Origin of the sequence: Povalibacter sp. (genome assembly GCF_036520495.1) — a bacterium.
In the GTDB taxonomy this organism is placed as follows: Bacteria; Pseudomonadota; Gammaproteobacteria; order Steroidobacterales; family Steroidobacteraceae; genus Steroidobacter.
In genome coordinates, this window is the sequence record NZ_DATDJO010000011.1 from 31,082 (window position 1) to 51,731 (window position 20,650).

A 20,650-nucleotide genomic window follows, 5' to 3' on the forward strand; every position below is an offset into this window, starting at 1 on the left:
CATATTGTGTAGCTGCGCGATTCTCATGTGCAGCACGGTTCAGCTACACTACGCGCCCTTTTGCAGGCCTGACTGCAAGGTTTTTTCTGCAAATTTACCCCGTTGGAACAGGAACTTGCGAGCGCAATGAGCGACTCTAAGAGCGACTCTGGCCGAGCCAAGCTCGACCCTTCGCCCCGGAATACACTTCTGGGGGCGGAAAATGCCCCGTATATCGAATCCCTCTACGAAGACTATCTGGCCGATCCAGCCTCCGTGAGTGCGAAGTGGCGTGACTACTTCGGCTCGCTGGCGGCTGCCAGCGATACGGCTCACGGCCCGATCAGGGACGCACTCGCACTGCGCGCGCGCCAGAATCGGTCCGTTTCATCTGCGGCAACAGTGGCGACTGCGCCCGATGCTTCCGTGAAACAGGCAGCCGTCGCGCGGCTCGTGCAGGTGTATTCGAATCGGGGCCACCTGCTGGCCGACATCGATCCGCTGGGTCTGATGCGGCGCCCGGTGCCTGAAGTTCTCGAACTCGGGCATTTCGGCCTGTCGAGCGCCGATTTCGATACCGAGTTCTATACGGGCAGCCGTAGTGACGCGATTCCGAAGCGCATGAAGCTGCGGGACATCGTTGCCCAGCTGCGTTACATCTATTGCGGCCCGGTCGGCGCTGAATTTGCCCACGTGTCGAATTCCGCGGAACGCCTGTGGTTGCAGGATCGCTTCCAGGAAGGGCGCATCAAGTACCGTTTCAGCGCGGAAGAGCGCAAGACGACACTGCGCCACCTGACGGCTGCCGAAGGTCTCGAACTGTATTTCGCGACCAAGTATCCGGCGCAGAAGCGCTTCTCGCTGGAAGGCGGCGATGCGCTGATCCCGCAGCTTGCGGACCTGATTCAGCAAGGCGGTCAGCGCGGCGTCGAAGAGATGGTCATCGGCATGGCGCATCGCGGCCGGCTCAACGTGCTCGTGAACGTCGTAGGCAAGTCGCCGCAGGTGATGTTCTCCGAGTTCGAAGGTGTCTATGACACCAACCACATGCAGGGCTCGGGCGACGTCAAGTACCACAAGGGGTTCTCGACCGACATCCGCACGCCGGGCGGCAACGTCCATGTGGGCCTCGCATTCAATCCTTCTCATCTCGAAGTGGTGAATCCGGTGGTCGAAGGCTCGGTACGTTCGCGCCAGGAGCGTCGCAAAGACACCCTGGGCGACAAGGTTGTCCCGATCCTCATCCACGGCGACGCTGCCTTTGCAGGGCAGGGTGTCGTAATGGAAACGCTGCAGCTGTCGCAGGCTCGCGGTTTTTACACGGGTGGCACTTTGCACCTGATCATCAACAATCAGGTCGGCTTCACCATTTCCGACCCGCGCGACGCGCGTTCGACGCTGTATTGCTCGGATGTCGCCAAGATCATCGAAGCGCCGATTTTCCACGTGAACGGCGACGATCCCGATGCCGTGCTGTTCGTGACGCGGCTGGCGCTCGACTACCGCATGACGTTCCACAAGGACGTCGTGATCGATCTGGTCTGCTACCGCCGTCGTGGTCACAACGAGGCCGACGAGCCGGCAGCCACACAGCCTGTGATGTACCAGCAGATCCGCCAACAGGCGACGACGCGGCAGAAGTACGCAGAGAAGCTGACGGCGGAGAAGGTCATCTCGATGGCGGAAGCCGACGCGATGGTCGAGGAATACCGCCGCACGCTGGACGAGGGCAAGCCCACGATCAGTCACGCGCTCGGCATGATCGGCAACAAGCACACCGTGGACTGGACCAAGTATCAGCATGCGGACTGGAGCCAGGCGGTTCCCACCGGCGTGCGCATCGAGAAGCTGCGTGAACTCGGCGAAAAGCTGACGACGTTCCCGTCGAACTTCACGCTGCATCGCCAGGTTTCGAACATCGTGCAGAACCGCGAGAAGATGACGGCCGGCCAGATGCCGCTCGACTGGGGCTATGCGGAAAACATGGCGTACGCGACACTGCTGACCGAGGGCTACGAAGTACGTATCACCGGCCAGGACAGCGGTCGAGGCACGTTCTTCCACCGTCATGCTGTCTGGCACGATCAGACGCGCGGCGAGTGGTACATCCCGCTCGCACACCTCTCGCCGGGTCAGCCGAACTTCCGCGTGACCGATTCGCTGCTCTCGGAAGAAGCCGTCATGGGCTTCGAGTACGGCTTCTCGACCACCGAACCCAACTGTCTGACCATCTGGGAAGGCCAGTTCGGCGACTTCGCCAACGGCGCCCAGGTCATCATCGATCAGTTCATCAGTTCAGGCGAAGCCAAGTGGGGTCGTCTGTGCGGCCTGACCTTGATGCTGCCGCATGGCTATGAAGGTCAGGGTCCGGAGCATTCATCAGCCCGTCTCGAGCGCTTCCTGCAACTCTGTGCCGAACAGAACATGCAGGTCGTCGTCCCGTCGACGCCGGCACAGATGTTCCACATGCTGCGTCGACAGATGCTGCAGCCGTTCCGCAAGCCGCTCATCGTCATGACGCCGAAGAGCCTGCTGCGCCACAAGATGTCGGTGTCTTCGCTCGAAGACCTGACGCGGGGCAGCTTCCGCAACGTCATCGATGAAGTCGACGAGGTTCAGCCCTCGAAGATCACTCGCGTCGTGTTCTGCTCGGGCAAGGTGTACTTCGATCTGCTCGACTCGCGTCGTTCCGATGGCGTGCACAACGTCGCGGTGGTGCGTATCGAGCAGCTCTATCCGTTCCCGGCCGAGGAGTACGCAGCCATCCTGCGCAAGTACTCCGCGGCGCGCGAGGTCGTCTGGTGTCAGGAGGAGCCGCAGAACCAGGGCGCCTGGTATCAGATCCGGCATCGCCTGCAGGAGTCGCTCTCGCCAGATCATGTGTTGCTGTACGCGGGTCGCGCACCGGCAGCGGCGCCGGCGACCGGCATTTTCAAGATGCATGTCGAACAGCAGCAGGGCCTCGTGGACGCAGCGCTGCGTTCGACCAGTACCGAAGAATCATTGCGGCAAACCACCCGTCTGAAGGCCGCTGCCAACAGGAAGAACTAGTTCAATGAGTATCGAAGTAAAAGTCCCGCAACTACCCGAGTCGGTCTCTGACGCGACGCTGATGACTTGGCACAAGAAGCCGGGCGACGCCGTCGGCCGCGATGAGAACCTGGTGGATCTCGAAACCGACAAGGTCGTGCTGGAAGTACCAGCGCCGTCCGCGGGCGTGCTCAAGGAAATCAGGATCGAAAGCGGCACCACGGTGACCGCCGGGCAGGTGCTGGCGATTCTGGAAACCGCCGAGGGCGTAGTAGCCGTGACGGCAGCACCCGCTGAAGCCAAGGCCGAAGCGCCTGCCCAGAAGGCAGCTGCTGCTGCAGGTGGCAAGCTCGCGCCGTCCGCAAAGCGCATGGTCGAAGAGAACAAGCTCGATGCATCGCAGATCCCCGGCAGCGGCCGCGACGGTCGGGTCAGCAAGGGCGATGTGATTCAGCATATGGCGGGCGCCAAGTCCGCGCCGGCGGCAGCTTCTGCGAAAGCAGCACCGGCTGTGCAGTTGCCGGCAGCGAGCGGTTCGCGTGGCGAACAGCGCGTACCGATGACCCGCCTGCGTGCGCGCATTGCGGAGCGTCTGCTGCAGGCGCAGTCGACAGCGGCGATGCTCACGACCTTCAACGAGGTCGATCTCACCGAAGTGAATGCGCTGCGGGCGCGCTACAAGGACAAGTTCGAGAAGACGCACGGCGTCAAGCTGGGCTTCTCGTCGTTCTTCATCAAGGCCGCGATCGAAGCATTGCGCCGCTTCCCGGCCGTGAATGCCTCCATCGATGGCAACGACATCATCTATCACGAGTACTACGACATCGGTGTCGCGGTCTCCACCGAGCGCGGCCTGATGGTGCCCGTGCTGCGTAACGCGGAATCGATGAGCTACGCGGAGATCGAGAAGGGCGTCAGCGGCTACGCGACCAAGGCTCGCGAAGGGTCGATCACGCTGGAAGAACTGACCGGCGGCACGTTCACCATCACCAATGGCGGCGTCTTCGGTTCGCTCATGTCGACGCCGATCCTCAACACGCCGCAGGTTGCCATCCTCGGAATGCACAAGGTCCAGGAGCGGCCCATGGCCGTCAACGGCGAGATCAAGATCCGCCCGATGATGTACCTGGCGCTGACCTATGATCACCGCATCGTCGACGGCAAGGATTCGGTGCAGTTCCTGGTCGCGATCAAGGAAGCGCTGGAAGACCCGGCGCGTCTGCTGCTGCAGCTGTAACAAGAAGGCGCCAGGCCCTGGGTGCCAGGCACTAGGGCCGACCGCCGGATGCGGGATCATCTTGAATTCGGTGAACCTGCCTACAACAGACTGCTCGTACGTTCTTTCCTGCGCCTAGGGCCTAGCGCCTAGAGCCTAGTTGCCTTTCTGGAGTTTTCTCATGTCCCAGTACGATGTCATCGTCATCGGCGGCGGTCCCGCCGGGTATCCGGCCGCGATCCGGGCTGCTCAGAACAAGCTCAAAGTCGCCTGTATCGACGAGTGGCAGAACAAGGATGGCAGCTACGCCTTCGGCGGCACGTGCCTCAACGCGGGCTGCATTCCCTCGAAGGCGCTGCTGGAGTCGTCGGAGCTGGTGCATCGGGCGCAGCACGAATTCGCCGTACACGGCATCAAGGTCGGCAGCGTCGAAGTCGATCTCGCGCAGATGCAGAAGCGTCGCGCCACGATCGTCAAGCAGTCCACGATCGGCATCAACTCGCTGTTCAAGGCGGCCGGCGTTACCGGATTGCAGGGGCATGGCAAGCTGCTGCCCGGCAACAAGGTCGAATTCACGGATAAAGACGGCAAGACGCAGGAACTGACGGCCAAGCACGTGGTGCTGGCTGCCGGTTCGATTCCGACCGAACTGAAGAGCCTGCCGTTCGACGGCGAGCAGGTGATCGATTCCTGGGGTGCGCTCGAACTGACCGCGGTGCCGAAGCGCATCGGTGTCATCGGCGCCGGCGTGATCGGACTCGAACTCGGCAGCGTGTGGAAGCGCCTGGGTGCCGAAGTCGTCGTGCTGGAAGCGCTCGATGCGTTCCTGCCAATGACTGACGGTGCGGTTTCGAAGGAAGCACTCAAGCAGTTCAAGAAGCAGGGATTGGATATCCGCCTCGGTGCGAAGGTCAGCGGCGCCGACAAGACCAAGAGCGGCGTGGACCTGAAGTACTCGGATGCGAAGGGCGAGCAGACCCTGGAAGTCGACAAGGTCATCGTTGCGATCGGCCGCCGTCCCTTCACGAAAAACCTGCTGGCGGAAGGCACCGGCGTCGAAATCGATGAGCGCGGCTTCGTCAAAGTCGATCACGAGTGCCGTACTGGCGCAGCCAATGTCTGGGCAGTAGGCGATCTCGTGCGCGGCCCGATGCTGGCGCACAAGGGCAAGGAAGAGGGCGTTGTCGTCGCCGATCTGATTGCAGGCAAGTACGGCGAGGTGAACTACAAGGTCATCCCGTCCGTGATCTACACCGCGCCGGAAATCGCCTGGGTGGGTCAGACCGAAGAAGACGTGAAGAAGAGCGGTCGCGCCTACAAGGTCGGATCCTTCCCGTTTGCGGCCGCCGGTCGTGCCCGCGCCATGGAGTCGATCGCCGGATTCGTCAAGATCGTGTCGGCCATGGATGACGATGAAATTCTCGGCATCCACATCATCGGCCCGATGGCGGGCGAACTGATCGCCGAGGCGGTGCTGGCGATGGAATACTCGGCAAGCACCGAGGACCTGCAGCGCACGATCCATGCGCATCCGTCCTTGTCGGAAGCGGTCCACGAAGCTGCATTGGCCGTGGACAAGATCGCGATCGATTTTCCGAATCGCTGACCGCATGACCGGGCAGGTCTACCAATCGGTGGCGGAGCGGACTGACGAAGCGTCAGCCCGCATCCTGCTCGGGCAGCTGCAATCCGAATCCATACCGGCACGGCTGCGATCCAACGTGCCGGTTCCCGGATTGGGCCTGGCATTCCATGTCGAAGTGGCGCCGGGCGATGTGCAGCGCGCCCGCGATGTGTTGCAGGCCAGCCCCGTCAGCGACGAGGAACTCGCTGCGCTCGCCATGAGCACGAAGCCGCCCGAAACGGACTGAGGGTTCGCGTGCCGTCGATGCGGCGTGCTAACGTCGCCGCAGTCTCGAAAACAAGAGGACGGTGCGTCGCATGACGAGCGGAATCCCTGGCACTGCCAATCCGGATGCCCTCTTGTCGCGCGAGCTTGGCGTACGCCAGCTCGCGGCGAATATTTTCAACTACACCGTGGGCAGCGGCATCTTTCTCCTGCCGGCCACGGCTGTTCTGACCCTGGGTACTGCTGCACCGCTGGCATATATCGCCTGCGCCGTCGTGATCGGGCTCGTCGTCCTGTGTTACGCGGAAGCCGGCAGCCGGGTATCCGCCACCGGCGGCTCTTACGCCTACGTTGAAACGGCCATGGGCCCGTTCTTCGGGTTCGTCGCCGGATGCCTGGTCTTTACCACCGGTCTGTTTGCGGCTTCCGCCATTTTCACGGGTTTCGTACGGTCGCTGCTCGCGCTGTTCAACGCGAGCCCACCTGTGTGGGTATCGAAGGTGCTCATCATCGCCGTCGTCGCGTCGTTGGTCGCGATCAACATGCGTGGTGTGCGCAACAGCGCGCGAGTCCTGGAGGGCATCACGCTGCTGAAGCTGCTGCCATTGCTCCTGTTCGTCGTCATCGGCGCGTTCTTCGTCGAGCCGTCGAACCTGAGTTGGACCAGTGTTCCCGATACCAGCACGGTGCTCGGTGCCGCGGGCATCATGATTTTCGCGTTCTCGGGCATCGAGGGCGCGACGATTCCCAGTGGCGAAGTGAAGAGTTCGGCATCGACGGTTCCCCGGGCGATCCTGCTGGCGCTGGGGGCTGCAACGGTTCTGTACATCGCCATTCAATATGTGGCGCTGGGAATCATGGGGCTCGACCTGGCGAACACCGGTCGCACGCCGCTTGCAGAGGCTGCAGGAGTCGCACTGGGACCGACGGCACGCAGCATCATGATCGCTGCCGCGGTAGTGTCGATGTTCGGTTACCTGACTGCCAACGTGTTGTCGGAGCCGCGCGGCCTGTTCGCAATGAGCCGGGATGGATTCCTGCCGAAGGTGCTGACCCGCGTCGATCCCAAGGTCAGGACGCCCAACACGGCCATTGCCATCTACGGCGTGATGGTCGCGCTGATCGCTCTGTCCGGCACGTTCGAATGGCTGACCATCTTTGCCAATCTGGCGGCGCTCTCGCTGTACTTCCTCTGTGCGATCGCGACCTTGATCCTGCGGCGGCGCGACGTCCGTACTGCTGGCGAGCCGTTCGTCATTCCCGGCGGTCCGACGGTGCCGATCCTTGCTTGCCTGGCGGTTGCCTGGTTGTTCTTCGAGACAGCCCGTGACAGTACGCAGCTATACGCCTTGCTGATCGCTCTTACGATCATTGTCGCGCTGTACGGACTGCGCGCCTGGCGGCATCGCTAGCTGGCTGCAGCGAGAGAGCGGATCAGGTCTTGCGCCGCACGCTCAGTACGTTCGGCAGTCCCTGTACGCGATTCAACACCCGCGACAGTTCTTCCAGATCCTGCACAGTGATGCGCAGGTTGATGTCGGCGATGCCGTCTGCATCGTTGGTCAGCGTGTTCATCCCGTGAATATTGATCTTCGAATCGGCCAGTACGCCGGTGATGTCGCGCACCAGTCCGCGGCGGTCGAAGGCGCGCACGTTCACCTCGACCGGGAAGGCGCGATCGCTGCCCGTGCCCCATTCGACGGCGATCAGCCGTTCGGGGTGCTCCTGCTCCAATCGTTTCAGCGCGGCGCAATCCTGACGATGGATGCTGACCCCGCGTCCCAGCGTGATGTAACCGGCAATGGCTTCCGGCGGTACCGGACTGCAGCAGCGCGGGAAGTGCGACAGCAGATCGCCGACGCCTTCGATGGTGATGCCTTGCGGCGACTTGGTCGCAACGGCGGGTCGGCGCGATACCGGTGAGGGCAGTTCCTGGGGACGCACCAGACGCAGCGTCGCGCCGGCGATTTGTGCCGCAGTGACGTCGCCTTCGCCAATGGCCAGGTACAGCAGTTCGGGCGTGTCGAAGCGCAATTCCTTCAACAGCTGGTCGAGCGAGACGCTGTGGATCGCGAGGCGCTGCATCTCGCGCTCGAGGATCTGTCGTCCCTGCTGTCGATTCTGTTCTTCGTCGAGCTTGCGGAACCACGAACGTACCTTGCTGCGGTTGCGCTGTGAAACCAGGTAGCCAAGCGACGGTACGAGCCAATCGCGACTGGGATTGGGCTGCCTGGCGGTGATGATCTCCACCTGATCGCCGTTCGCGAGCTGCTGCGTCAGCGGCACCATGCGGCCATTCACCTTCGCGCCGCGGCACCGGTGACCCAGGTTGGTGTGCACGTGGTAGGCGAAGTCGAGTGGTGTCGCACCGCGCGGCAATTCTATGACTTCGCCGCGTGGCGAAAGTGCGTAGACGCGATCCTCGAATACCTCCGAGCGCACACGGTCGAGGAAGTCGTCACTCGATTCCTGTGTGTCGCGGTCGGCGGGTTCGAGGATCTGCCGCAGCCACACGATCTTCTGCTCGTAGGCCGGATTGCGCTTGCCACCTTCCTTGTAGCGCCAGTGCGCCGCCACGCCGAGTTCGGCGTGCTCGTGCATTTCCCGCGTGCGGATCTGGATTTCCACGGGTAGCTTGCCCGGACCGATCACGGCCGTGTGCAACGAGCGATACAGATTGTCCTTCGGCGTGGCGATGTAGTCGTCGAACTCGCCTGGAATGTAGGGCCACAGGCTGTGGACGATGCCAAGCGTGGCATAGCAATCCGCGATCGAATCCACCAGGACGCGGATGGCGCGAATGTCGTAGAGCTGATCGAACGACAGGCCCTTGCGCTGCATCTTGCGCCAGATGCTGTAGATGTGTTTCGGTCGCCCGGCGACATCGTGTTCGATACCCGCGCGTGCGAGTTCGGTGTTGAGCTGCTCGATGACCTCGTCGATGTAGCGCTCGCGATCGACCCGCTTTGCCGCCAGCCAGCTGGCGACGAGTTTGTAGTTGTCGGGCTCCAGATAACGGAAGCTCAGGTCTTCGAGCTCCCACTTGATCTGCCAGACGCCGAGCCGGTTGGCCAGCGGTGCATAAATATCGCGCGTCTCGTGTGCAATGCGCTCACGTTCCGGCGCCGGCGCATCCTTGCTACTGCGAAGCAAGGTGAGCTGCGCCGCCAGCTTGATCAGCACCAGTCGTGGATCCGTGACGATGGCGAGCAGCATCTTGCGCAGGGCTTCGGCCTGCGCCGCAGAGAGCGCGGCGCCGGATTGCCCGCCGAAGCCCAGCGAGCCGACACGCATCAGTTCCGCCGCAATACGCGTCGCCGTTTCGCCGAAGACGGACAGCGCGCCGTCTTCCTTGATGAGCCCGGCTTCGAGCAAGGGCAGCAAGGCCGCGCCCTTGCGAATGTCCTCATCGTCAGTCAAACCGCCGACGACCTCGACGATTTCCTGCGATCGCCGGCTCGCCTCTCTGCCCGCATCCGTAACCGCGATGCTCTGCAGATATTCCAGCACGTCGCGTTGCAACGACGTGCTGGGTGCGGATGACGGTGTCGGGCCGGAGGGTTGCATTGCAATCGTCAGGGACTCGGGCTTTTGCCGTATCATAGCGGCTTCAAAAACGCAGGTAGGGAGCGGAGAAATCTTTGCGCAGACTCAGGCGCCCGCGAAGTCTTGCCGAACTGGGTATTGCCGAGCCCGATGTCAATGGTCGCGTGGCAGTCCCGCGTCCCGCGCGAGCAGCAGGCAGGAGCACGCAAGAGCGGGTTCTGCCGGCACAGGTGCGTATTCTCGGTCTCGATCCCGGCTCTCTGCGCACCGGCTACGCCGTGGTCGAATCGAACGCAGGGCGCGTGGCCTACGTGGTCAGCGGCACGATCCGGGCTGAGGGATCCTCCTTCACGGAACGACTGCAGGAAATCTTCATTGGCGTGGAACGGCTGACGCAGGAATTCCGGCCCGACGAAGTCGCGATCGAAGGCGTGTTCATGCATCGCAATCCCGACAGTGCGTTGAAACTGGGGCAGGCCAGGGGAGCCGCGCTGAGCGCGACGTTCTCCTCCCGGCCGCGGGTCTTCGAATACGCGCCGCGGGCGGTCAAACTCGCAGTCGTCGGCACAGGTAGCGCACAGAAGGATCAAGTTCAGTTGATGGTGAAGCGGTTGCTCAACATTGCCGGCCCGCTGGGTGCAGACGCCGCCGACGCGCTGGCGATCGCGCTGTGTCACGCGCATTCGCGCAAGGTGCATAGCCTGTTGAGTCAGTCTCGATGATCGGGTTTCTGCGGGGCCGGCTCGCTGCGAAACATCCGCCGCAACTGCTGGTCGACGTCGGTGGTGTCGGCTATGAGGTGGAGGCGCCGATGTCGACCTTCTACGTCCTGCCGCCGACCGGCGCCGATGTCAGCCTGTTCACTCATCTGGTCGTGCGTGAAGACGCCCACGTGCTGTTCGGCTTCGGCAGCGAACGCGAACGCCGGTTGTTCCGTGAGCTGATCAAGGTGTCGAACGTCGGTCCGAAGCTGGCATTGTCATTGCTGTCGGGAATGAGCGTCGATGGCTTTCTGACCTGCATCGAAGCGCAGGACGCCGACATGCTGGTGAAGATTCCAGGCGTCGGCCGCAAGACCGCCGAGCGGCTGCTGATCGAGATGAAGGACCGGATCAAGAATCTGACCGGTCTCGATGCCGTATTGCCGGTGGCAGAGGGCGGAGCGGTGAACTCCGACGCCGGGGCTCAGTCTGAAGCGTTCAGTGCCTTGGTGGCGCTGGGCTACAAGCCCGCCGAAGTGACACGGTTGCTCAAGTCGGTGGATCCCGCGGCGAAAACGACTGAAGAGCTGATCCGCGGTGCGCTACAGGCTGCCGCTGCCAGATAACGTAGAGAGCCGCATGGCCATGATGGATCCGGATCGAATCGTAGCGGCGACTGTTCAGGGCGAGGAAGACGCCCTGGATCGGGCCGTGCGTCCGAAACGCCTGGCGGACTACGTGGGTCAGACCAGCGTCAAGACGCAGATGGAAATCTTCATCCAGGCGGCGCGCAAGCGACGCGAGGCGCTGGATCACGTATTGATCTTCGGACCGCCGGGACTCGGCAAGACGACGCTGGCCAACATCATCGCCAACGAATTGCAGGTCAACCTGAAACAGACCTCGGGGCCGGTGATCGAACGGCCCGGTGATCTCGCCGCATTGCTGACCAATCTGCAGCCCAACGACGTGCTGTTCGTCGATGAGATTCACCGTCTGAGCCCGGTGGTCGAGGAAATCCTCTATCCCGCCATGGAGGACTTCCAGCTCGACATCATGATCGGCGAAGGTCCCGGCGCGCGCTCCATCAAGCTCGATCTGCAGCCGTTCACGCTGATAGGCGCCACGACGCGGGCCGGTCTGCTGACGTCGCCATTGCGCGACCGCTTCGGCATCGTGCAGCGCCTGGAGTTCTACGATGTGGCGGAGCTGCAGCGGATCGTGGAACGCTCCGCATCGATCGTCGGTGTCGAGGCCGATGCCGGCGGCGCGATGCGCATTGCCCAGCGCTCGCGCGGAACCCCGCGTATCGCGAATCGGTTGTTACGGCGGGTTCGCGACTATGCGGAGGTCAGGGCGGATGGCCGGGTGACCGACGACGTGGCGGAGGCCGCACTGAACATGCTCGATGTCGATCCGCTGGGCTTCGACGTCATGGATCGCAAGCTGCTGCTGACCATCATCGAAAAGTTCGACGGGGGTCCGGTGGGCGTGGAGAGTCTCGCGGCGGCGCTCGGTGAAGAGCGCGGCACCATCGAGGATGTGATCGAGCCCTTCCTGATTCAGCAGGGATTCGTCATGCGGACGGCTCGCGGTCGGGTGGCTACCCGCAACGCATATCTGCACTTCGGCTTGAAAGTGCCGGAGCGCGGTGGGACGACTGGAGATCTTTTTTGAACAGTGGGGCGTCTGACGCGTGTTCGTGAATTCCTTTTCCTGGCCGCTGCGCGTGTATTGGGAAGATACCGATGCCGGTGGCATCGTCTATTACGCGAACTACCTGAAGTTCATGGAGCGCGCACGGACCGAATGGTTGCGGGCGCTCGGTATCGAGCAGGGGCCGCTGCAACGAGAGCATGGATTGATGTTCGTGGTCGTCGATGTGCAGTCGCGCTTCCTGCGCCCGGCGCGGTACGCCGATCTGCTGCAGGTCTCCTGCGAGATCGAAAAGTGCACGCGAACCAGCCTGACATTCAGGCAGGAAGTGAGCCGGGCCGACGGCGATGCGGATCGCGAGCTGCTGGTCAGCGGTTCGGTACGCGTGGCCTGTCTCGATTCCGCAAGAATGCGTCCGTGCGCACTGCCGGACGTGCTGATCAAGCAAATGAAAGTGTCGGGAGATTCTGATGCCCAGTGATATGTCGCCGCTGCAGCTCGTGTTGCATGCCAGTCTGGTCGTGCAGCTCGTAATGGCATTGCTGCTGCTGGCTTCCGTGGTGTCCTGGTCGATCATGCTGCGCAAGCGGGCCGAGCTGCGTCGCGCACGCGCCGAGGCGGATCGCTTCGAGGAAGCGTTCTGGTCCGGTGGCGATCTGTCGGCGATGTTCAAGGCCATCGATCAGAGCCGCCGCGTGACCAAGGGCATGGAAGGCATCTTCGAGTCCGGCTTTCGCGAATTCTCGCGTCTGCGCCAGCAGGGTGGAGTTGCCGGTGCGCAGCTGATCGAAGGCGCACGCCGCGGCATGAAGGTGGCGCTGCTCAAGGAAAGCGATCGGTTGGAAATGGGCCTGGCGATGCTGGCAACCATCGGCTCGACCAGCCCGTACGTCGGTCTGTTCGGTACCGTATGGGGCATCATGGGCGCGTTCCATGGCCTCGGTAACGTGCAACAGGCGACGCTGGCAATGGTGGCGCCCGGTATCACGGAAGCCTTGATTGCCACTGCGATGGGTCTGTTTGCCGCCATTCCAGCCGTCATCGCCTACAACCGTTATGCCGACCAGGTGACACGTATCGAGACGCGGTACGACACCTTCGTGGAAGAGCTTTCCTCGATCCTGCAGCGCCACGCCGCTGTGCCACGCCCGAGCGTTGCCGCCGGAGCGGAGGCGCACGCATGACATCGGGACGCCGCGGCAAACGATTGATGGCGGAGATGAACGTCGTTCCCTACATCGACGTGATGCTGGTCCTGCTCATCATTTTCATGATCACCGCACCGTTGCTGACCCAGGGAATCAAGGTCGATCTGCCCAAAGCAGCCACCGAACCGCTGACGCAGGACATGACCGAACATCCGCCGCTCATCCTGGGTGTCGACAAGGCCGGCAGCTTCTATCTGAACATCGGCGAGAACGAGGAAGCGGCGATCGGGGACGACACGGTGGTGGATCGTGTTGCAGCAGTGCTGCGTCGGGAACCGAAGACGGCCGTGCTCATCAAGGCCGACAGGGGCGTTCCCTATGGACGCGTCGTCGAGGGCATGGTGCTGCTGCAGCAGGCGGGCGCAGAGAAGGTAGGGTTCATCACCGATCCGGCGGAGGCGCGGCGGGCGCAGAAGAAGCCGAGCTGATCCCAAGCCCATGGTCGATTTCATCAAGATCAACTGGAAATACCTGCTGGGAGCGGCGCTGCTGCATCTGCTGTTCGCTGGTCTGTTCGCGTTGACCATGGTCCAGATGTCGCGCGATGCACCGCCGCCGCAACTGGCGATTCAAGCGGTCGTCGTCGATGCCTCGCAGATTGGTGCCGCGAGCCGCCGTCAGGAACGCGAGCGTGAACGCGAACGGCAGCGGGTTCAGCAGGAGCGTGAGAAGGCGGCCATCGAGCAGAAGCAACTGGAAGAGCAGCGCGAAACGGCCAGGCTGGAATCCGAACGGCAGGCCGAGCAGGAACGTCAGGCGGAATCGCAGCGGCGGCAGGAAGAGGAGCAGAAGCGCGCGACCGAGCAGCAGATGATGATCGAGCGGCAGGATGCCGAGCGCAAACGCCAGGCCGAGGTCGAACAGCAGAAGAAGGCCGAGGCCGAGCGTCAGAAAAAAGCCGAAGCCGAACGCCAGCGCGTCGCCGAGATCGAGCGCAAGCAGAAGGAGGAGGCGCAACGTCGCAAGGCTGCGGAGGACGCACGCGTGCAGAATGCGCGCGAAGAAGAGCTGCGACGCCAGCTGGCGGAGGAAGAAGGCTTGAGGCAGGCCGAGAGTGCTGGTCTGAACAACCAGTATGCGGCACTCATCCAGGAGCAGATCGAGCGCAACTGGAATCGCCCGCCTTCGGCTCGCGCCGGACTGGAATGTGAAATCCGGGTGGCGCAGTCCCCGAACGGCGTCGTGCTCTCGGCGCAGGTGGGCCGCTGCAACGGCGATGCGGCTGTGAAGCAATCCATCGAAGCCGCGGTGATGCGTGCTTCGCCGCTGCCGCTGCCGCCAGACCGGCGTCTGTTTCAGCGCAACCTGATATTGATGTTCAAGCCATCCGACTGATGGCGAGGAGAAACGGATGATGCAATTTGCCCGGCGACTGATCTTGGGCGCGGTGCTGGCGATGACCGGCCTGTGCGCGCACGCGCAACTGGTCGTGGAGATCACTCGCGGACAGGAAAACGCCGTCCCGATCGCCATCGTGCCGTTCGGTTGGGAATCGTCCGGCGCAGCGCCGTTCGATGTCGCTGGGGTCGTGGCTGCGGATCTGCAGCGCAGCGGTCGCTTTGCGCCGCTCGATCGCAAGGACATGATCGATCGCCCGACCGCGGGCGATCAGATCCGTTTCCAGGACTGGCGCTATCTCAAGAGCGATTTCATCGCTGTGGGAAAAGTCACGCCGGAAGGTACCGACCGCTATACGGCGCAATTCGAGCTGTACAACGTACTGACCGGCCAGCGCCTCACCGGCCAGCGCCTGAGCTCGAATGCCAAGGGCATGCGTGCGATGTCGCATCGCATCGCCGACATCATCTTCGAACAGCTCACCGGAATTCGCGGTGCCTTCTCGACGCGCATCGCGTTCATCAGCGCCGAAGGCACGCCGCCGCAGCAGCGTTACAAGCTGATCGTTGCAGATGCCGACGGTGAGAATCCGCAGATCATCGCCAATTCGACCGAGCCGCTGATGTCACCGGCCTGGTCCCCTGACGGCCTGAGCCTTGCCTACGTGTCGTTCGAGAGCAAGGCTTCGGCGATCTATGTGCAGACGCTCGCGACGGGCGAACGCCGCCGGGTGTCCGCTCGCGCCGGCATCAATGGTGCGCCTGCGTGGTCTCCCGATGGCCGCACGCTGGCGCTGACCTTGTCGCGCAAGGATGGCGATGTCGACGTGTACACGCTCGACCTGGCCAGCCAGGTGCTGACTCGCATGACATTCGATCCCGGCATCGACACCGAGCCGCAGTGGTCCAATGACGGGCGCAAGCTGTACTTCAATTCCGACCGCTCCGGCGGTCCGCAGATCTACGAAGTCGATCCGGCGCAGCCCAATCGCGCCACCCGTGTTACGTTCGAAGGCAGCTACAACGCCCGGCCGCGCATCTCGCCCGATGGCAAGCAGATGGCGGTCGTGTACCTGGATCGCGGCAACTACCGGATTGCGGTGGTCGATGTTGCAACCAAATCGGTGCGGGTGCTGTCACAGGGACGGCAGGACGAGAGCCCCAGCTTCGCCCCCAACGGTGCAACCCTGATCTACGCGACTCAGGACAAGGGCCGGGGTGTGCTCGCGACCGTGTCGGTGGACGGTCGGGTGCAGCAGACCCTGGCTGCGAGCAGCGGCGATGTGCGCGAGCCGGTCTGGGGTCCGTTTCCTGACAAAAAGCCGTAACTTCGAGCGGTCAGCGTGGGCACGCTGGCGGGCTTGTGGCAGAATTTCGGGCAAATTTTCACCCTTGATCAAATACTGACCCGGGACCCGATCCCGCCAGGAGAATGGAATGCGAGCAGTGCAGTTGGTTCTGGTTCTGATGAGCGCGTTGGTGCTGAGCGGCTGCCCCAAGAAGCCGGAGACGATTCCGGACGCGGGTCCGTCCACCAGCGATGGCGCATCGACCAGCGGCACGTCCGGCAACGACGTTTCGGGTTCAGCTCTGAGTGCGGATCAGCAGGCGATCGAAGCCCTGCAGCGCACCGGCACGGTGATCTACTTCGATTACGACCGCGCCGATATCAAGTCCGAATACGTGCCGATCGTGACTGCCCATGCGCAGTTCCTGGCTGGCAATCCGGCCCGCAAGCTGCGGCTCGAAGGCCATTCCGATGAGCGCGGCTCGCGCGAATACAACATCGGTCTCGGCGAGCGCCGTGCCCAGTCAGTACGTCGCGCCCTGCTGCTGCAGGGAGTCAACGAGACGCAGCTCACGACCGTGAGCTACGGCGAAGAGCGGCCGGCGGTGCAGGGCAGCGATGAGTCGGCATACTCGAAGAACCGCCGGGTCGAACTGGCGCCCACTCGATGAAACGGCATTCGCAATTTCCGCTGCTGATCGTGGCGGCGGCAATGCTCGGGGGGTGTGCCAGCACACCCCCCGAAGCAGATCCGGTGGTGCAGAAGCTGAGTGAGATGGATGGCCGGCTGCTGCGTATCGAGCGGGTGCTGGCCAACCAGAGCCTGCTCGATCTGTCCCAGCGGATCGAAGCGTCGCAGAACGAAGTTCGTGTATTGCGCGGCCAGCTCGAAGAGTTGCAGCACGCGGCCACCAAGTCGCAGGACCAGCAGCGCGAGCTGTATGGCGATCTCGACAAGCGGCTGGCGATGGTGGAGGGCGGAGCGTCTGCCGGTGTGCTGGCGGCGGGCGCCCAGGTCGGCGGCCTGCCGATTCCCCAGGGTGACGACCGCGCCAACTACCAGGCAGCGTTCGATCTGCTGAAGGATGGCAAGTATCCCGAGGCCGCTGCCGCATTCAAGCAGTTCCTCGTGACTTTCCCGAACAGCCAGCTGCTGGATAATGCGCAGTACTGGCTCGGCGAGTCGCATTACGTCACGAAGCAGTATCAGGACGCGCTGCGGGCGTTTCGCACCGTCATCGAGAAATACCCGGACTCGCGCAAGCTTCCAGATGCACTGCTCAAGATCGGCTACTGCAACTACGAGCTGAAGAACTGGGGAGAGGCACGGGCCGCCCTGGACCAGGTCGTCAAGCAGTATTCGGATACGACCGCCGGTCGGCTGGCGCGCGAGCGCCTCGCGAAGATGCAGAGCGAAGGCCGATAGAATATTCACGAAGGTCACGCGCAAGGCGTGAGTGACGAGCCGGAATATTCCGTTCCGGACCCGTCACCCTTCGTGACCGTCGTTACTGGTGCCACGCCACATGTCTCCTCGTCTCAAACTCACTGAAATATTCCTGTCGATCCAGGGTGAAGCCGACAGCGTCGGCTGGCCCACGGTGTTCGTCAGGCTGACCGGCTGCCCGCTGCGGTGCGGGTACTGCGACACGGCGTATGCCTTTCATGGCGGCGAGTGGCACTCGCTCGAGCAGATCCTCGAAAAAGTCGCCGGCTTTGGCGTACGGCACGTCTGTGTGACTGGCGGCGAGCCGCTCGCGCAGAAGTCCTGCGTAGAGTTGCTGCGGCGGCTGTGCGATGCCGGTTATCAGGTCTCGCTGGAAACCAGCGGCGCGATGGATATCAGTGACGTCGATGCGCGCGTTGTGCGGGTAGTCGACATGAAGACTCCCGCCAGCGGAGAGGTGGAGCGCAATCGCTACGACAATCTCGATCGGATGCGCACCGGCGAGCAGGTCAAGTTCGTGATCTGCGGCCGCGAGGATTTCGAGTGGTCGCGTGATCTGGTGAAGAAGCAGTCCCTGAACGAACGTTGCACGGTGCTGTTCAGCCCGAGTCACCAGCAAGTCGAGCCCCGTGATCTGGCGCAGTGGATCCTGGATGAACGGCTGCCGGTGCGGCTGCAGGTGCAGCTCCATAAATATCTCTGGGGCGACACACCCGGACGATGAGCTCCGAAGATCGCCGGATGAACAAGGATCTCCACGGGGACGCAGGGAACACAGGGTTCGGAAACAGAAAGAGTTCTTTTCCCCGTGTCCCCCGTGGAGTTCTTCCAGGCTTTGTGTCTTGATCTGCGTATGAAATTCCTCTTTTCCTCATGACATCCCAATCCCAACGCGCCGTAGTACTGGTTTCCGGCGGACTCGATTCTGCGACGACGCTGGCGATTGCCCGCTCGCAAGGATTCGAGTGCTATGCATTGAGCGTCGACTACGGGCAGCGTCATCGCGCCGAACTCCTGGCGGCTCAGCGCGTCGCAAAGTCGCTGGGTGCGATCGAGCACCGGGTCATCCGCGTGGATCTCGGCGGCATCGGCGGCTCAGCACTTACCGATGCGAGCATCGCGGTGCCCGAGACGCCGCAAAGCGGAATTCCGGTTACCTACGTTCCGGCGCGCAATACCGTCATGCTGTCTCTCGCATTGGGATGGGCCGAGGTGCTCGGCGCCGACTGTATCTGCATCGGCGTCAATGCCGTCGACTACTCGGGCTATCCCGATTGTCGTCCCGAATTCGTGGCGGCATTTGAACGCGTCGCCAATCTTGCGACGCGCAGCGGCGTAGAGGGAACCGCGACTTTCAGGGTGTTTGCACCGCTGATCGACCTGTCGAAGGCGCAGATCATTCGACGCGGTACAGAGCTTGGAGTGGACTTCGCGCAGACCGTGTCCTGTTACCAGGCGGACGATGCAGGACGTGCATGCGGCGCCTGCGATGCATGCCGATTGCGTCGTGAGGGATTTGCGTCAGCGTCATTGGCCGATCCCACTCGCTACTTTCGGTGAACTCGTCATTCGGTTTCGGTATCATGCGCGCCCCGCAAATGGGGCTGCTGGGTTCTGGACTGTTGGGTTGCTGGCAAGAGGAGGCGAACTCTCACTCTTGTCTCTGGCGAGCTCAGAGCCCAGTACCCAGCAGCCCTTTGTCCTCACGGGTTGGTAGCTCAGTCGGTAGAGCATCGGACTTTTAATCCGCTGGTCGAGGGTTCGAATCCCTCCCAACCCACCATCCTTCGCTTCAGGCCATCCCTGTCGCTCTTTGCAGTCTTGTGCTGCTCACAGGCAGCGACTATTGTCCAATGACTGGCCGGAAATGGCAGAGAACTCATTGGTTCGAATTGCCGTAAATTCAAACAGTTATTGAAACTAGTTCAGGGTAATTCACTGGTTTCGCATAGGTTGCTACACCGCAACGGGGCAGAGTGGCATTGGAATTCATTCTTCGTACCTGATCAGGTCATCGTCTTAGCCCATGACGCAAGCTCCGCCCACGACTGATCTCGCCAACTTGCATTTCGGCCTTGTGACCGAGCCGTTTGCCGACGATGTCGGCAACGCATTCTTCCCCAGCGACCAGCACGTCAGCGCACTGGATTTCATGGCCCAGGTTCTCTGGTCGCGTGCGCGCCTGGGCGTGCTGACCGCGGGACGCGGCTTTGGCAAGAGCACATTGATTGCCCGCTTTCTGCAAAAGCTCGATGACCGCTTTGTCGTTGCCTCGATCACGCTAGAGAATCTGTCGGCGCGCGATTTTCTGCTCGATGTGCTGCGTCAGTTCGGCATTGCGCTGGAAGACAGCGACAAGACCGATCGGCGGCGTCTGCTCGAACGTTTCCTGCATCACCAGGCGGCGATGTGCCGGGTCTGCATGCTGGTCGTCGAGAATCCGCAGCAGATGCATCCGTCCGTACTGGAGGAGCTGCGTCTTCTGACCTCGCTCGAAGCCGACGGCCGCCGGGTGCTGAAAGTGTTGCTGCTCGGCGAGCCGCCGATCGATCGGGTAGTGGAATCTCCCCGCATGGTCGGTCTGCTGGCGGGCGGGGCCATGCGCTTCGCTCTCGAGACGCTGTCAGAGGATCAGACAGCAGCCTACGTTGCCCATCGGCTGCGCGCCGCGGGCAGCTCCGACCCGGACGCACTCATACCGCACACCCTCATGCCGCGTGTGTATGCCTGCACCGCTGGCGTACCTGCGCAGATCAATCGGCTGTGCGCACGGGCATTGGCCTGCGCGGCCGAAGAGGATGCCGAAATCGTCACGTCCGCAGCGCTGGATCGAGCGATCGACGCGCTCGGGTGGCAGGCGCGAATCAATCGCAACCCGGCTGCGATCCAGGCACACCGTCGCACGGATGTACCCGAGGCGTGCGGAAAACTGGTGCTTTCCATGCAGGGAATGCCCGATCGGGAAGTCCTTCTCGATCACGATCGCGTGCTGATCGGCCGAGGCGAAGAGGCCGATGCCCGCATCGACTCCGTCTTCGTCAGCCGCTATCACGCGCTCGTCGTGCGACATGACGGGCAGGATCTGCTGCTCGATCTGGGCAGCACCAACGGGCTCCTGTTCAACTCACGCCGCGTTCTGCGCCGCATCCTCAAGGACGGCGATCTGATCCAGGTCGGTCCGGCCAGAATGCAGTACGTGAATCCGCTGGCGGTGCCGTCCGTGCAGCTGGATCCGGCCGAAACGATCTGCTTTGCGCGCCCCGGATTCCCGTCGGCCGCGGGCGAAGACGAAGGCAATGGAACCATCATTGCCTTCGGTCATACAGACACGCAGACGCCGTCAGCCGGGCGCTGATTCGTTTCCCGATTCAGCCGCTTACGCTTGCCGCCCGC

19 protein-coding genes and 1 tRNA gene are annotated in these 20,650 nt (G+C 62.6%); 19 read left to right on the top strand and 1 reads right to left on the bottom strand.

Features of this window, described 5'->3' with window-relative positions:
* Positions 1-126: 126 nt before the first annotated feature.
* The 5 genes from VIZ63_RS03285 to VIZ63_RS03305 all read left to right on the top strand — a co-directional run bounded on the left by VIZ63_RS03285 (position 127) and on the right by VIZ63_RS03305 (position 7,486).
* A complete protein-coding gene (locus tag VIZ63_RS03285; RefSeq protein ID WP_331608071.1) occupies positions 127-3,030 on the top strand; it encodes a 2-oxoglutarate dehydrogenase E1 component in 2,904 nt (967 codons plus the stop codon).
* 4 nt (positions 3,031-3,034) lie between these two features.
* Entirely contained in the window at positions 3,035-4,246 is a 1,212-nt protein-coding gene (gene odhB / locus VIZ63_RS03290) for a 2-oxoglutarate dehydrogenase complex dihydrolipoyllysine-residue succinyltransferase (RefSeq protein WP_331608072.1), read from the top strand.
* Positions 4,247-4,406: 160 nt separating this feature from the next.
* A complete protein-coding gene (gene lpdA, locus VIZ63_RS03295; RefSeq protein ID WP_331608073.1) occupies positions 4,407-5,831 on the top strand; it encodes a dihydrolipoyl dehydrogenase in 1,425 nt (474 codons plus the stop codon).
* 4 nt (positions 5,832-5,835) lie between these two features.
* The gene (locus tag VIZ63_RS03300; RefSeq protein WP_331608074.1) at positions 5,836-6,096 is read left to right on the top strand and encodes a hypothetical protein; all 261 of its coding nucleotides are present in this window, start codon (positions 5,836-5,838) and stop codon (positions 6,094-6,096) included.
* Positions 6,097-6,166: 70 nt separating this feature from the next.
* Positions 6,167-7,486, top strand: a complete 1,320-nt coding sequence (locus tag VIZ63_RS03305) for an APC family permease (protein WP_331608075.1) — start codon at positions 6,167-6,169, stop codon at positions 7,484-7,486.
* A gap of 22 nt (positions 7,487-7,508) precedes the next feature.
* On the opposite strand, the gene VIZ63_RS03310 is transcribed toward VIZ63_RS03305, so the two are convergent.
* Positions 7,509-9,641 (bottom strand): bifunctional (p)ppGpp synthetase/guanosine-3',5'-bis(diphosphate) 3'-pyrophosphohydrolase, encoded by a 2,133-nt coding sequence (locus tag VIZ63_RS03310; RefSeq protein WP_331608076.1) that lies wholly within the window; start codon positions 9,639-9,641, stop codon positions 7,509-7,511.
* Positions 9,642-9,850: 209 nt separating this feature from the next.
* On the opposite strand from VIZ63_RS03310, the gene ruvC reads away from it, so the two are divergent.
* From ruvC to VIZ63_RS03380, 14 genes are all read left to right on the top strand, one after another.
* On the top strand, positions 9,851-10,342 hold the full coding sequence (gene ruvC / locus VIZ63_RS03315; RefSeq protein ID WP_349261113.1) for a crossover junction endodeoxyribonuclease RuvC: 492 nt from the start codon (positions 9,851-9,853) through the stop codon (positions 10,340-10,342).
* Positions 10,339-10,947: a Holliday junction branch migration protein RuvA gene (ruvA, locus tag VIZ63_RS03320; protein WP_331608078.1), complete on the top strand. Its 609-nt coding sequence runs from the start codon at positions 10,339-10,341 to the stop codon at positions 10,945-10,947. The genes ruvC and ruvA overlap by 4 nt, the downstream gene beginning before the upstream one ends.
* Before the next feature lie 22 nt (positions 10,948-10,969).
* Positions 10,970-11,998, top strand: coding sequence for a Holliday junction branch migration DNA helicase RuvB (ruvB, locus tag VIZ63_RS03325; RefSeq protein WP_349261114.1), 1,029 nt, complete (start codon positions 10,970-10,972; stop codon positions 11,996-11,998).
* Between the two features lie 25 nt (positions 11,999-12,023).
* Positions 12,024-12,458, top strand: a complete 435-nt coding sequence (ybgC, locus tag VIZ63_RS03330) for a tol-pal system-associated acyl-CoA thioesterase (protein ID WP_331608081.1) — start codon at positions 12,024-12,026, stop codon at positions 12,456-12,458.
* Positions 12,448-13,161, top strand: coding sequence for a protein TolQ (gene tolQ, locus VIZ63_RS03335; RefSeq protein WP_349261111.1), 714 nt, complete (start codon positions 12,448-12,450; stop codon positions 13,159-13,161). Before ybgC ends, tolQ begins: the two co-directional genes overlap by 11 nt.
* On the top strand, positions 13,158-13,613 hold the full coding sequence (gene tolR / locus VIZ63_RS03340; RefSeq protein WP_331608082.1) for a protein TolR: 456 nt from the start codon (positions 13,158-13,160) through the stop codon (positions 13,611-13,613). The genes tolQ and tolR overlap by 4 nt, the downstream gene beginning before the upstream one ends.
* Positions 13,614-13,623: 10 nt before the next feature.
* Positions 13,624-14,520, top strand: a complete 897-nt coding sequence (gene tolA, locus VIZ63_RS03345) for a cell envelope integrity protein TolA (protein ID WP_331608083.1) — start codon at positions 13,624-13,626, stop codon at positions 14,518-14,520.
* A 16-nt stretch (positions 14,521-14,536) separates the two neighbouring features.
* Positions 14,537-15,850, top strand: a complete 1,314-nt coding sequence (gene tolB / locus VIZ63_RS03350; protein WP_331608084.1) for a Tol-Pal system beta propeller repeat protein TolB — start codon at positions 14,537-14,539, stop codon at positions 15,848-15,850.
* A gap of 109 nt (positions 15,851-15,959) precedes the next feature.
* Positions 15,960-16,481, top strand: coding sequence for a peptidoglycan-associated lipoprotein Pal (gene pal / locus VIZ63_RS03355; protein ID WP_331608085.1), 522 nt, complete (start codon positions 15,960-15,962; stop codon positions 16,479-16,481).
* Entirely contained in the window at positions 16,478-17,236 is a 759-nt protein-coding gene (gene ybgF / locus VIZ63_RS03360; protein ID WP_331608086.1) for a tol-pal system protein YbgF, read from the top strand. The genes pal and ybgF overlap by 4 nt, the downstream gene beginning before the upstream one ends.
* A 100-nt stretch (positions 17,237-17,336) precedes the next feature.
* Complete coding sequence (queE, locus tag VIZ63_RS03365) at positions 17,337-17,981, top strand: 7-carboxy-7-deazaguanine synthase QueE (protein WP_331608087.1); 645 nt, start codon at positions 17,337-17,339, stop codon at positions 17,979-17,981.
* A 149-nt stretch (positions 17,982-18,130) separates the two neighbouring features.
* On the top strand, positions 18,131-18,817 hold the full coding sequence (gene queC / locus VIZ63_RS03370; RefSeq protein WP_331608088.1) for a 7-cyano-7-deazaguanine synthase QueC: 687 nt from the start codon (positions 18,131-18,133) through the stop codon (positions 18,815-18,817).
* Between the two features lie 147 nt (positions 18,818-18,964).
* A tRNA-Lys gene (locus VIZ63_RS03375) sits at positions 18,965-19,040 on the top strand.
* A 243-nt stretch (positions 19,041-19,283) separates the two neighbouring features.
* Positions 19,284-20,612, top strand: a complete 1,329-nt coding sequence (locus VIZ63_RS03380) for an AAA family ATPase (protein ID WP_331608089.1) — start codon at positions 19,284-19,286, stop codon at positions 20,610-20,612.
* Positions 20,613-20,650 lie beyond the last annotated feature (38 nt).